This window comes from Pararhodospirillum photometricum DSM 122 (assembly GCF_000284415.1).
Classification (GTDB): domain Bacteria; phylum Pseudomonadota; class Alphaproteobacteria; order Rhodospirillales; family Rhodospirillaceae; genus Pararhodospirillum; species Pararhodospirillum photometricum.
Window position 1 is genome coordinate 3367488 of record NC_017059.1, and the last position, 12592, is coordinate 3380079.

A 12592-nucleotide genomic window follows, 5' to 3' on the forward strand; every position below is an offset into this window, starting at 1 on the left:
CCCCAGCCTTCCTTTTTCCTTCCCCTAAAACGCCTCCTCCTCAAACCCCATCACACTCCCCGCCCCCGCCATCAGCGACGAGAACAACGCCCCGGTCTGCGGCAGGATCTTGTCCATATAGAAACGAGCCGTCGCAACCTTGGCGCGGTAGAAGCCATCGGGATCGTCCCCCTCATGGGCCAGAGCGACCTCGGCCATGCGGGCCCACAGGTAGCCCAGCGCCACCAGACCAAACAACCGCAGATAATCGGTGGCCGCCGCCCCGGCCTCGTCGGGATTGGCAAGACCGGCGCGCGCCACCTGGGCCGTAGCTTGTTGCAGCCGCACGAAAGCCTTGGCCAAGGGCTGCACCAACTCAGCCATGGCCTCATCTTCACCCTTGGCCTCCAAGAAGGCCGAAACCGGGTGGAAGAAACGGCGCAGCGAGCGCCCGGCATTGGCGGCCAGCTTGCGGCCAACGAGATCAAGGGCCTGGATGCCGTTGGTGCCTTCGTAGATCTGGGCGATCCGGCAATCGCGGACGTACTGCTCCATACCGTGCTCGCGGATGTAGCCGTGGCCGCCGAACACCTGCACGCCCAGGTTGGTGGCCTCGAAACCGAGATCGGTCATCAGCGCCTTGACGATGGGGGTCATCAGGGCGACGAAATCCTCGGCTTCCTGGCGCACCGCCGGGTCGGGATGGTGGTTTTGCAAGTCGAGCTGGTGGGCGGTCCAGGCGGCCAGGGCACGGCAGCCCTCGTTGGTAGCGCGCTGGATCAGCAGCATGCGCCGCACGTCGGGATGAACCAAAAGGGGATCGGCCGGCTTGTCGGGATGCTTGGCGCCGGTCAGGGCCCGGCCCTGGAGCCGCTCGCGGGCATAGGTCACGGCGCCTTGATAGGAGGCTTCGGCCAGACCCAGGCCCTGGATGCCGACCGACAAGCGCTCGGTGTTCATCATGGCGAACATGGCGCGCATGCCCTTGTGCGGCTCGCCGACCAGCCAGCCCTGGGCGTCGTCGAAGTTCATCACACAGGTGGCCGAGGCCTTGATGCCCATCTTGTGCTCGATGGCGCCGCACGACACGCCGTTGCGCGCGCCCAGGCTGCCATCCGGGTTGGGGATAAATTTGGGCACCAGGAACAGGCTGATCCCCTTGATGCCCTTGGGGGCGTCGGGCAGGCGGGCCAAGACGAGATGGACGATGTTTTCGGTCAGGTCATGCTCGCCGGCCGAGATGAAAATCTTGGTCCCGGTCAGGGAGTAACTGCCATCGCCACGCGGCTGGGCCTTGGTGCGCAACAGGCCAAGGTCGGTGCCGCAATGGGGCTCGGTCAAACACATGGTGCCGGCCCAGGTGCCGTCCACCAGTTTGGGCAGATAAAGGTCCTTCAGGGCATCGTCGCCGTGACCGTGCACGGAAACATAGGCGCCATGGCTGAGGCCGGGGTACATGCCGAACGACAGGTTGGCCGCGCAGATCATTTCCTCGACCAGCACGTTGACGCTCTTGGGCAGGCCCTGGCCGCCGTAGGTGGGATCGCAGGCGATGGCCGTCCAACCGCCCTCGCGGAAGGTGGTGTAGGCCTCGCGGAAGCCCTTGGGGGTGCGAACCTCGCCGTTTTCCAGGGTACAGCCTTCCTCGTCGCCGGAGCGGTTGAGGGGATGGAGCACCTGTTCGCAGACCTTGGCGGCTTCTTCCAAAATGGGGTCGATCAGGTCGCGGGTGAATTCCTCGTACCCGGGGAGGCTGGCGAGGCTTTCGCCATTCATCAACTCGTAGAGGACAAAGCGCATGTCGCGCAGGGGAGCCCGGTAGCTGGCCATGGGGAGGTTCCTGTGTCTTGGGGCAAGGCAGAGCGGGGGACGGCAAGGGAAGGCTGGGGAGGCGGGCCTCCCCAGACCCCTCGGTCCTTGAGGCTCAGTTGCGCAAGGGTTTTCCGGTCAGCAGCATGGTTTCGATCCGCGCGAGGGTGCCCGGGGTGCGGGCCAGGGTCATGAAGTGATCCCGCTCCAAGGTGAGCAGGGCGTCCTCGTCCAGGGGTTCGGTCACGTCGGTCGCGCCCCCCGAGAGGACCCCAGCCAGGGCGCCCGAGACCACCTCGTCATAGGGGGTGGCCTTGCCCAGGCGGCGGAAGGAGCCGACCGCCATCATCATGGCGGTGTGGGCGGCCGGGCCGGGCAGCGTGTACGTCGGGCGCTCGGGCGGGGTGTAGCCCTCGACCAGGGCCAAGGCGCGGGCCTTGGCGTCGGCCAGCAGGCGATCGCGGTTCATGGTGATGCCGTCGCCCGGGCGCAGGAACAACAGCTCCTGGGCCTGGGCCGCCGACTTGGCCACGGTGGCGGTGGACAGGATCTCGAAGACCTTGCCCACGGCCGGCATCGGTCCCTTGGGCAGACGGCCCAGGGAGGACCAGCGGTGCAGCATTTCGGTACAGCCGCCCCAGGCCGGCACCAGCCCAACGCCCACCTCGACGAGGCCCATGTAGGTTTCGGCATGGGCCTGCACGGCATCGCAGTGCAAGAGGATCTCGCAGCCGCCACCCAAGGCCATGCCCGAGGGCGCCCCAACCACCGGGAACGGCGCATACTTCAGGGCGCGGTAGGTTTCCTGCCCCTGGGACACCATGCTTTCGATCTCGCCCCAGGCGGCGATGTTGGCGGCAAACACGGCGAGGCCCAGGTTGGCGCCGACCGAGAAGTTGCTGCCCTCGTTGTGGATGACCAGGGCCTTGAAGTCCTTTTTGACCCGGCGCAACGTCTTGCCCAACAGATCCATGATGTCGGGGTCGATCGAGTTCATCTTGCTGGTGAACTCGAAGCAGGCCACGCCGTCGCCGATGTCCCACAGGGCGGCCGAGCCGTTTTTCAAGATCGGCTTGCTGGCGCGCTTGATGTCTTGGAGCAACAGCACGCCCTCGGGGCGCACGAGGTCGTGATAGACGCCCTCAAGACCGAGGCGCTGACGCCGGCCCTCGTGGTCGCGGTAGAAGGTCCGCCCCTGGGCCAGGGTGAGGGCGGGCGGCACGGCCAAGCCCTCGGCGGCGAGGCGCTGGGCCAGAACGTCGGGGCCGATCTGGTCGATCAGCTCGAAGGGCCCGAACTTCCAGTTGTAGCCCAGCCGCATGGCCTCGTCGATGGCGGCCACGTCATCGGCGGCATCGCCCAGCAGGGCGGCGGCATAGGCCAGGGTCAATCCCATGACCCGCCACGCATACTGGCCGTGGGCGCTGGGATGGGCTAGCAGCGCGCCAACCGAGCGCCGGGTCTCGCCCAGAGCCGGGACATCGGCCTTGCGCGCCGGGCGGTAAGTGCCGGTGGTCAGGTCAAGGGCTTCCTTGCGCTTCCCCGCCTCGCGGTTGATGCGATAGAAGCCGCCCTTGCCCTTGCGGCCGGTGTAGCCCTCGGCGATCAGGCGCTCGACGATCGGCAGCGGCTTATTGAAGGTGTGGAAGGCATCCTCGGACGGCAGGGCGGCGGCGAGGCTGGCGTTGACATGAGGCATGAGATCAAGGCCCACCAAATCCAGCAAGCCGAACACGCCGGTCTTGGGGATGCCCATTGGCTTGCCGATGATCGCGTCCACATCCTCGACCGCCAGCCCGCGCTCGAAGGCCTCGACCACCGCCGCTTGGAGCCAGAACACGCCAAGCCGGTTGGCAATGAACCCGGGCCGGTCCTTGCAGGGCACGACGCTCTTGCCGAGGCGAACATCGGCAAAGCGCGAGACGGCCTCCACCGCCTCGGGCCGGGTGGCCGGACCGCTCACCACTTCCAAGAGGCGCATGTAGCGCGGCGGGTTAAAGAAGTGGGTGATCAGGAAGTCGCGGGCGAAGCTGGGGGGCAGGCCCTCGGTCAAGGTGGCGAGCGGCAGGGTCGAGGTATTGGACGACACCACCGAGCCCGGCTTGCGCACCGCTTCCAGGCGAGCATAGAGCGCCTGCTTGACATCCAGGCGTTCCACCACCGCCTCGACGATCCAATCAACGTCGGCCAACTGCTCCAGGTGGTCCTCGATGTTGCCCGGCGTGACCAAGGCAGCGGCGGCCTTGCTCATGAAGGGAGCCGGGTCGGCCTTTTGCATCCGGGCCAGCGCGCCCTCGGCCAGGGCGTTACGATTTTCCGCCCCGGGCGGCACGATATCGAGCAGCAGCACGGGCACGCCGGCGTTGGCGACATGGGCGGCGATCCCGGCCCCCATGACGCCGGCCCCCAAGACGGCAACCTTGCGGATGTCGCTCATCACATCGCCTCCAAGATGGTGGCGATGCCCTGGCCGCCGCCGATGCACTGGGTCGCCAGGGCGTAGCGACCCTTCTCGCGCTTGAGCAAGCTGGCCGCTTTGCCGACGATGCGCGCGCCGGTGGCGCCCAGGGGATGGCCCAGGGCAATGGCGCCGCCGTCCAGGTTCACCTGATCGGACGACAGCTTGAGATCGTGCATACAGGCCAGGGCCTGGCTGGCAAAAGCCTCGTTGAGTTCGACCACATCCAGGTCGGCAACACCGATCCCGGCCCGCTCCAGGGCCTTGCGGGTGGCGCCGACCGGGCCAATGCCCATGATCTCGGGGTCGCAGCCGCACACCGCCACCGCCTTGACCGCCGCCAAAATCTCCAGGCCATGCGTCCGGGCGTAGTCCTCGGAGCACACCAGAACGGCAGCCGCGCCGTCGGTCAGGGGCGAGGAGGTGCCGGCCGTCACCACGCCCTCGGCCTTGAAGGCGGGCTGCAAGCTGGCCAGTCCCTCCAAGGTGGTCTCGGGGCGCGGACAGCCATCGACCTCGACCCGTCCCTTGCGCCCGGTGATGGTCACGATCTCGTCGGCGAAGTTTCCGGCAGCGGCGGCAGCGCAGGCGCGCTGGTGCGAGCGCAGGGCAAAGGCCTCCTGGTCGGCGCGGGAGATGGACCAGCGCGCCGCCACCGCCTCGGCGGTATCGCCCATGCCCATGTAAGCGCTGGGCATCTGGGCGGCGAAAGCCGGATTGGGCAGGGGGTTGAAGCCCATCATGGGCACCCGGGTCATGCTCTCGACCCCAGCGCAGACAAATGCCTCGCCCGCGCCCAGCGCGATGGCGCCGGCCGCCACGTGAACCGAGGTCATGGACGAGCCGCAAAAACGGTTGAGGGTGGCGGCGCCCACACTCTGGGGCAGGCCGGCCATCAGGCCGACGAGACGCGCCACGTTGAGGCCTTGCTCGCCTTCGGGAAAGGCGCAGCCCAGCAACAGGTCTTCAATCGACGCCCCCGGCACGCCCAGGCGCTCGACCAGCCCCTTGACCACCTGAGCCGCCAGATCGTCCGGGCGCACCGAGGCCAGGGCCCCTTTCTTGGCGGGGGTAAACGGCGAGCGCACATACCCGGCGACAACCACCTTCGTCATCGAATCTTCTCCTGGGATAAGGGGAGAGGGAGGAAAGCCGTCTGGATCAAGGCCGCACACCCCGGGAGGCACGCGGGCGTCGGCCCTGGCTCCCCGGGCGCACAGCCCCGGGGCCAGAGGACGCAAGCCGCGATCACCGCCCCTCAGGTCTCGTCTTGAACCTCGGCCGGATCGATTTCCAGGCTCACCCCCTTGGCGCGCAGCGTGTCGAGACTGGCCCGCTCGATGTCGCGCAATTCGGTGAGACTGGTTTCCACGGTCTTGAGCTGGTCCTCCAGATGGGCGATGCGCCCCTGGACCTTGCTCACCAAAACCCGGAGTTGCTCGACCTGGGTCGTGTCCACGTCGTACAGGTCGAGGTACTCCTTGATGTCCTTCAACGAAAACCCCAGCCGCTTGCCTCGCAAGATCAAGATCATCCGCGCCCGGTCCCGATGGGAATAGACCCGGGTGGTCCCCACCCGCTGCGGCGCGATCAAGCCTTGATCCTCGTAAAAGCGGATCGTGCGCGGCGTGATATCGAGCGCCTTGGCCAACTCGGTAATCGAGTAGATCTTTTCCATGGTCGTCCATTTTCCCAGGGGCAACGAGATAACGTAAAGGGAAACGAGCTTCCCTCAACGTCACCTTGATAGCACATGAACAGGACGCTGGCAGGGCCATCGTGGCGAACTTTCCATCGTTCTTAAGAGGTATTCGGAACCCGAAAGCTGGTTTAAGCGACAAAAAAGACAGCGATCAGGACGCCCCGGCCCGCGCCTTTTCCTCGGCCACCAGTTCCTTTTTCGACAACTTGCCCACCATCGTTTTGGGTAAACTGTCACGAATTTCGATGCTCTTGGGCATTTCAATGCGCGAGAGCTGATCGGTCAGGAAGGCCCGCAGATCCTGGGGCGTCGCCTCGGCCCCGTCGCGCAACCGAACAAACGCCTTGGGCGCCTGGCCGCGATACTCGTCGGGGATGCCGATCACCACCACCTCGGCGACCGCCGGATGACGGTAGAGGGCTTCCTCGACGACGCGGGGATAGACGTTGTAGCCGCCACAGAGGATCACGTCCTTGATGCGATCGACGAGGTAGAAATAACCATCCTGATCGTAATAACCGATATCACCGGTGCGAAGGGCGCCATCGATAAAGATATCCCGGGTCTCGTCGGGGCGCTGCCAGTAGCCCAACATAACCTGCGGCCCCCGCACGCACAGCTCGCCCTTTTCGTTGGGCCCCAGCAGGGTCTTGGGGGCGAGAGGGTCGCGGATCTCGACCAGAGTACGCGGCATGGGCAGGCCGATCGAGGCCACCCGGGGCTCGCCCGAAAGAGGATTGCAGGTCACGACCGGCGAGGATTCAGACAAGCCATAGCCCTCGACCAGACGACAGCCCGACAGGGTCTCGAAGCGCGATCGCACCTCGACGGGCAAGGGGGCGCCGCCGGAAATGCACACCTTGAGCGACGACAGATCCCAGGTCCCCCGCCCCATGGCACCGTTGATAGCGGTGTAGAGGGTGGGCACACCGGGGAACAGGGTCGGCCGCTTGCGCCCAATAAGCTTAAGCACCTGCTCCAGATCGAAGCGCGGCACCAAGATCAGTTCGGCGCCAACGCGCACGCCCAGGTTCAAGACCACGGTCATGGCAAAGACATGGAACATGGGCAGCACGCCCAGCATGCGCTCTGCACCTTGCTGGACTTCGGGGATCCACTGGAACAACTGCTCGGTATTGGCGGTCACGTTGGCGTGGCTCAACATGGCACCCTTGGGCACGCCGGTGGTACCGCCGGTGTACTGCAAGACGGCGACATCGGTGTCTGCGGTAATCTCGACCGGGCGGGGCCGGCCATCGTTGGCGATCAGGCGCTCGAAGGGCACGTGGCGGAGATCTTGGGGGATCTCGGCCATTTCGGAGCGCTTCATCACCTGGAAGAGCAGGCCCTTGACCGAGGGCAAAATGCTACTCATCGGGCAAACGACGATGCGCTCCAGACAGGTCTCCTCCAGCATGGTGGCGACCTTGGGGTAGATCTGGCGCAAATCGAGGGTGATCATCACCGTGGTGCCTGAGTCCTCGATTTGATGACGCAACTCCCGCTCGACATAGAGCGGGTTATAGTTCACAACGATTCCGCCAATCTTAAGAATCGCATAATAAAAGATCACGAAATACGGTGTGTTGGGCAAACAAAGGCCGACGCGCGTCCCTTTTCTGACGCCGAGCTGCTGCAAGCCTCGGGCCGCCCGGTTCACAAGATCGCCCATCTCACGGTAGGTATAGCGCTTGCCCAAAAAATCCACGGCGGGCTGCGCGGGCCACGCCTGCACCGCCTGATCGAACAAGGCGGCCACGGGCCCAACGGGAAGGGGGGACGTCGAATGCTGCATGGTGTTCCTCACGGGTCCAACCTCGTCCAGCGACGACTTTTTCTTAACGGAGCGATGCGCCACGGCCCGGCCTCTTTTCCTGGAGTGACCCAAAAAAGGAGAGGTCTGGAGGCGTTCGCCCCCAGGCGGGGCTCGGGGGCGGCCCCGCGTTCCCGAGCCCCGCCCCATCGCCCCCCAGAACCAAACCGAGGCGCCTCCCTGCGGACTAGCGCGCCGCGTTTAAAACGACCCGGACGCGCCGACTTCAGGAGACATCAGAACTTGTAGACAAAGCTGGCACTGAAAATATCAACGTGGCTGTCATACTCACCCCTCAAGGTGCCGGCACTGGCCACGGATCCGGTTTCGTTGATCTTGGCTGCATCGGCAAAAATGTGGGTGTACCCGAGGTTGATGTTATCGCCATTGCCGAAGTCGTAGGTATAACCGGCCGACACCCAGTAGCGGTTGGAGTCAGGAATACGAGCCGTGCGGTACTTGTCGTAGACAGCCCCCTGATCATACGCCACGCCGAAGTTAAAGGCGTGAGTCTGATTCAAGTGATAGGTCGTCCCCACCGAGAAGAACCACGTATCGCGCCAGTTTTCTTCGGTAATGCTCTGAGGGCGCCCATCCGTGTACTTGATTCTGATGTCGTCGAAGTCCGACCAGTTCGTCCAGGCAATATCCGACATCACCGCCCACTGCGGCGTGATCTCGTGGTAAACACCCAGCGACACCGTATCCGGGGTGGTCAGGTCGGCCTGAGCGTCGGTATCGCGCAAGGTTGCCATGGCGGCCGCCAGAGCTGCCGGCACCCGATACTCGGCATTGCCCTTCAGCGTGTAGTTCATCTCCGAGCGCCAGTTCACGCCCACCCGGGTTTGCGGCGTGAATTCATACAGGGCCCCGATATCAAACCCCACCCCGAAGTCGTGCCCATTCACCTTAGTGCGGCCATCGGCAAACCCCAGGCTCGACAGGTTCAAGGCCTGGGACAAGGTGACATCCACATAAGCCAACTGGATCGCCCCACCAATCGACAACTGGTCATTGATGCGATACGCAATGGACGGGCTCAAGTTGATATTGGTGATCGAGCTTTCCAACGCATGGTAACGCCCGACCCAGTCCTTTTCGTAATTAGAGCGCAACCCATAGGGCGAAGTCAGGGCCAGACCAAATTTCAAATCCGGCTTGGCATCCCAAAACAGGTAGGTCGCCCCGACCGCCGCATCTTCAATGGCATCATCGCCTTGACTGCCTACGGTCTGCCGACCATTGGCAAAGGTGTTCGATCCACTAAACTTCGACACGGGGGCAATCCAGGTGGCCGAGCCCGCCGTTTGGTTGCCCGAGAGGCGCGTCATGCCCGCCGGATTATAGTAAATCGTTGAAAGATTATAGGCCTTGGCCGTCGATCCCGCAAAGGCGTTGCCCAGCCCCTCGGAGCTTTGTTCTCGCAACTGGAAGCCCGCCGCCTGGGCCTGGGAGCTGATCCCGACCGCTACCAGCACCCCCAGCGCCACGCCTGCCCCGCCCTGCCGAGATCCCCTCCGGCGTTCCTGGCTTATCGTCATCTCAGGTTTCCTCCCGCGGCGTTTCCTTATGGTTTGATCGCCGCCCTTGTTACGTTGACCCTAGACCATGATGACGTTGACGTCAACTGCATAACGTGAACGTCAACGTTAGGCGCTGGCACCAATTCCCCGTCATCCTCCTGACGACCAGGGTACCCTCACGCCAGAACGCCAACCAACTTCATGGCCACGCCCTTGGACCCGCTCACCTTGATTTTTCCCATGCTGTACCCCAGCAACGGGTCAAGGCGACCGTCCATCAGTTTCAAGAGATTGTCCGGTGTCAGCCGGATACTGCACGCGACGTCGTCGCCCCCCGGGGCGTCATCGTCGTCGAGCACCATGACCGGGGCCGCGGTGCGGGCATCAATGCGCCAGCACCCTTCTGGCCCCAGATCGAGGCAAACCACTGCCCCCAGCCGCGCCAAACGCGGCAAGGCCTCCCGCAGCCGTTCTTCTGCTTCGCCCATTTCTCCCCTTCCGATTGACATGCCTTCCTGGAATAACGCCAACGTTATTCGCTGGTCGTGCACGTCATCCTACCGGAAGGTTTCCACAAGTCCAACCATGAAGAGCACGGCGGTGATTTTCCCGCCCTATAGTGCAGCGCAGCATGGGCGAGGGGCCTGGGAAGGCCCGCCTCCCCAGCCTTCCTTTTAGAAGCGGCGCAGCGCCAACACCGCGTTCAAGCCCCCAAAAGCAAACGAATTGGACAACGCCACATCGACCACCGCCTGACGCGGAGTATTGGGCACATAGTCCAGATCACACTCGGGATCGGGCGTCGTATAGTTCAAGGTCGGCGGGATCACCCCGGTTTGCAGGGCAAACACCGTGGCGACCAATTCAATCGCCCCCGACGCCCCCAAGGCATGGCCGTGGAAAGACTTGGTGGAAGAAACCATCAGTGCCTTGGCATGCTCGCCAAACACATGATGAATCGCCTTGGTCTCCACGCCGTCGTTAGCGGCGGTCCCGGTCCCATGGGCGTTGATATAGCCCACCGCCTCGGGAGCAAGGCCGGCATCGTCAAGCGCGGCCTGCATGGCGCGGCCCGCCCCCTCCATGGAGGGACTAAGCAGGTCGCCGGCATCGGCGCTCATGCCAAAGCCCACGACCTCGGCAAGAATCGTGGCGCCTCGCGCTTGGGCGGCCTCCAGGGTCTCCAACACAAAGACACCGGCCCCTTCGCCCAGGACCATACCGCTGCGGTCCTTGCAGAAGGGACGACAGGTGTCCTTAGCAACCACGCGCAAGGCCTCCCAGGACTTGACGCAGCCCATGGAGATGGGCGCCTCGGCGCCGCCCACCACGGCGATGTCGGCAAGACCGCCGCGCACCATGTGGAAGCCGAGACCGATGGCATGGGTGGCGGTTGCGCAGGCGCTCGACACCCCAAACGAGGGCCCCTGAAGCCCGAGGTCCATGCTCACCTGACTGACGGCAGCACTGCTCATGTAGCGCGGCACCGTAAAGGGCGGCACCCGGTGCTTGCCCTCTTCATAGAGGCGGCGGAACCCTTCCTCGATGGTCAGTTGCCCGCCGGCGCCGGAGCCGATGATGCACGCGGCCCGCACCGCCGTTTGCGGCGTCAGCGTCAGGCCACTCATGGCCCAGGCCTCGCGCCCGGCCAACACGGCAAACTGGGAGAAGCGATCGAGAACGGTCAACTCGGTGCTGGTGAAGCGTTCCTCGGGGACGAACCCCTTGACCTCGGCGGCGGTGCGGATGGTCAAGCGCTCGGTGCCGATGGTCTCGATGGGCCCGATGCCCCCGCGGGCCTCGGCCAAGGCCGCCTGAAAGGCCGGCACCGAAGCGCCGATGGCGGAGACCACGCCCATCCCCGTTACGACAACACGGCGCATGCCCTTCTCCCCTCTTTCCTGCAAAAAGCTGTCTTTGGCTTGGTGCTAATCGCGCGCGGCGACCAGGGCCTCAACGGCGGCAACAATGTCGCCGAGGGTCTTGAAGTCTTGATCCTGGGTATTGGCGTTATACGGGACCTCGATATCGAAGGTTTCCTCAACCGCAAAAACGATCTCGACAAAATCGAGAGAGGAAATGCTGAGGTCTCCCAGGCGAGCATCCCGGCTCAGACGGTCGCGCTCCACCGCCGTCTTTTCGACGATAATATCGTAGATCTTGTTTTCAATGTCACTCATGGCTCGACCGGACCCATCCAGGGGTTGAGAGAAGGAAGATCACGTGGGGGAGGGACAAGCCCGCCCCCGCTTTTTCAGCTCGGCCACATCCTTGAACAAGGTCTTCAACCGGCGCGTCAGCATATAGGTTTCGACCATCTGTTCCTTGGGCACGGCGGGATAGCCGAGCCAGACGCTTTTCGGAGGAACATGACCACTCACCCCCGAGCGCGCGCCGATCACCGCAAAATCACCAATCCGGGCATGGTCGGCCACCCCGACACCGCCCGCGAGCACCACGCCGTTGCCAATGACCGCCGAGCCGGCAATCCCCACCTGCCCGCACAGCAGGCACGAGCGTCCGACCTCGACGTTGTGGCCAATCATGACGAGGTTGTCGATCTTGGTACCGGCGCCGATGCGGGTGTCGGCGAGGGTGCCCCGGTCGATGCAGGTGTTGGCGCCGATCTCGACGTCATCGCCCACCACCACGGCGCCCAGGGAGTGGATGCGCACCAGGGCTTGGTTTTCCCCGGCCACTTTCCCGGAGGCCTTGGCGCTCTCCACGGTGCCCGGTTCAGGCGTCACAAAGCTGAAGCCATCGGCCCCTAGACAGACGTTGGCGTGAAGGATGGCGCGATCGCCCACCACCACACGCTCGCCAATCCGCACGCCAGGATACAGCAGGCAGTCCGCCCCCAGGCGGGCCCCGGCGCCGATGCTGACGTGGCTCTGAATGCGGCAGCCGCGACCAAGGCGCGCGCCAGCCCCAACGACCACAAAGGCCCCGAGGGCAACGTCCTCGCCAATCTCGGCGCTTGGATCGACCACGGCGGTGGGATGAAGGCCCGGCGCCAACGATGGCGCCTGGGCAAAGGCGGTGGTCAGGTGATGCAAGGCGTAGCGGGGCCGGCCCACACTCACCCATGCGTCAAGAACGCCGTCCGGGACCTGAGCGCCGGTTGCCACCAAGCCGACCCGGGCGGCACTGCCCGCAAGACGCTCCACCAGCTCGGGCTGCATGGCCACGGCCAGATCGCCCGCTCCGGCGTGATCGGGATGGGCCGGACGCTCGAAGTCAAGATCGCCGTCCCCGTGGACCTGACCATCGAGGAGGTGGGCCAGCGCCGAAAGTTTCATGGAAGAAGG

General features: G+C 64.6%; 10 protein-coding genes. All 10 read right to left on the bottom strand.

The window, feature by feature from the left end; all coding sequences use genetic code 11:
* Positions 1–24: 24 nt before the first annotated feature.
* The 10 genes from RSPPHO_RS15010 to lpxD all read right to left on the bottom strand — a co-directional run bounded on the left by RSPPHO_RS15010 (position 25) and on the right by lpxD (position 12583).
* Positions 25–1809: an acyl-CoA dehydrogenase C-terminal domain-containing protein gene (locus RSPPHO_RS15010; protein ID WP_014416066.1), complete on the bottom strand. Its 1785-nt coding sequence runs from the start codon at positions 1807–1809 to the stop codon at positions 25–27.
* Between the two features lie 94 nt (positions 1810–1903).
* Positions 1904–4225: a 3-hydroxyacyl-CoA dehydrogenase/enoyl-CoA hydratase family protein gene (locus RSPPHO_RS15015; protein WP_041795767.1), complete on the bottom strand. Its 2322-nt coding sequence runs from the start codon at positions 4223–4225 to the stop codon at positions 1904–1906.
* Complete coding sequence (locus RSPPHO_RS15020) at positions 4225–5361, bottom strand: thiolase family protein (RefSeq protein ID WP_041795769.1); 1137 nt, start codon at positions 5359–5361, stop codon at positions 4225–4227. The genes RSPPHO_RS15015 and RSPPHO_RS15020 overlap by 1 nt, the downstream gene beginning before the upstream one ends.
* 143 nt (positions 5362–5504) lie before the next feature.
* Positions 5505–5924, bottom strand: a complete 420-nt coding sequence (locus RSPPHO_RS15025; protein ID WP_041795771.1) for a MerR family transcriptional regulator — start codon at positions 5922–5924, stop codon at positions 5505–5507.
* 175 nt (positions 5925–6099) lie between these two features.
* On the bottom strand, positions 6100–7743 hold the full coding sequence (locus tag RSPPHO_RS15030; protein WP_041795773.1) for a long-chain-fatty-acid--CoA ligase: 1644 nt from the start codon (positions 7741–7743) through the stop codon (positions 6100–6102).
* Between the two features lie 254 nt (positions 7744–7997).
* A complete protein-coding gene (locus RSPPHO_RS15035; RefSeq protein ID WP_014416072.1) occupies positions 7998–9302 on the bottom strand; it encodes an OmpP1/FadL family transporter in 1305 nt (434 codons plus the stop codon).
* A 158-nt stretch (positions 9303–9460) separates the two neighbouring features.
* Entirely contained in the window at positions 9461–9793 is a 333-nt protein-coding gene (locus RSPPHO_RS15040) for an SCP2 sterol-binding domain-containing protein (RefSeq protein ID WP_242390518.1), read from the bottom strand.
* A gap of 165 nt (positions 9794–9958) precedes the next feature.
* Positions 9959–11167 (bottom strand): beta-ketoacyl-[acyl-carrier-protein] synthase family protein, encoded by a 1209-nt coding sequence (locus tag RSPPHO_RS15045; protein ID WP_041795777.1) that lies wholly within the window; start codon positions 11165–11167, stop codon positions 9959–9961.
* Between the two features lie 45 nt (positions 11168–11212).
* On the bottom strand, positions 11213–11464 hold the full coding sequence (locus RSPPHO_RS15050) for an acyl carrier protein (protein WP_014416075.1): 252 nt from the start codon (positions 11462–11464) through the stop codon (positions 11213–11215).
* Positions 11465–11503: 39 nt separating this feature from the next.
* Complete coding sequence (gene lpxD, locus RSPPHO_RS15055; protein ID WP_041795779.1) at positions 11504–12583, bottom strand: UDP-3-O-(3-hydroxymyristoyl)glucosamine N-acyltransferase; 1080 nt, start codon at positions 12581–12583, stop codon at positions 11504–11506.
* Positions 12584–12592: the final 9 nt, after the last annotated feature.

What these genes read in the sequence shown, in the direction of transcription:
- RSPPHO_RS15025 (WP_041795771.1), bottom strand. Translation starts at nt 5,924, where the DNA reads ATGGAAAAGATCTACTCGATTACCGAGTTGGCCAAGGCGCTCGATATC.
- RSPPHO_RS15045 (WP_041795777.1), bottom strand. Translation starts at nt 11,167, where the DNA reads ATGCGCCGTGTTGTCGTAACGGGGATGGGCGTGGTCTCCGCCATCGGC.
- RSPPHO_RS15010 (WP_014416066.1), bottom strand. Translation starts at nt 1,809, where the DNA reads ATGGCCAGCTACCGGGCTCCCCTGCGCGACATGCGCTTTGTCCTCTAC.
- RSPPHO_RS15050 (WP_014416075.1), bottom strand. Translation starts at nt 11,464, where the DNA reads ATGAGTGACATTGAAAACAAGATCTACGATATTATCGTCGAAAAGACG.
- RSPPHO_RS15040 (WP_242390518.1), bottom strand. Translation starts at nt 9,793, where the DNA reads ATGTCAATCGGAAGGGGAGAAATGGGCGAAGCAGAAGAACGGCTGCGG.
- RSPPHO_RS15020 (WP_041795769.1), bottom strand. Translation starts at nt 5,361, where the DNA reads ATGACGAAGGTGGTTGTCGCCGGGTATGTGCGCTCGCCGTTTACCCCC.
- RSPPHO_RS15035 (WP_014416072.1), bottom strand. Translation starts at nt 9,302, where the DNA reads ATGACGATAAGCCAGGAACGCCGGAGGGGATCTCGGCAGGGCGGGGCA.
- RSPPHO_RS15030 (WP_041795773.1), bottom strand. Translation starts at nt 7,743, where the DNA reads ATGCAGCATTCGACGTCCCCCCTTCCCGTTGGGCCCGTGGCCGCCTTG.
- lpxD (WP_041795779.1), bottom strand. Translation starts at nt 12,583, where the DNA reads ATGAAACTTTCGGCGCTGGCCCACCTCCTCGATGGTCAGGTCCACGGG.
- RSPPHO_RS15015 (WP_041795767.1), bottom strand. Translation starts at nt 4,225, where the DNA reads ATGAGCGACATCCGCAAGGTTGCCGTCTTGGGGGCCGGCGTCATGGGG.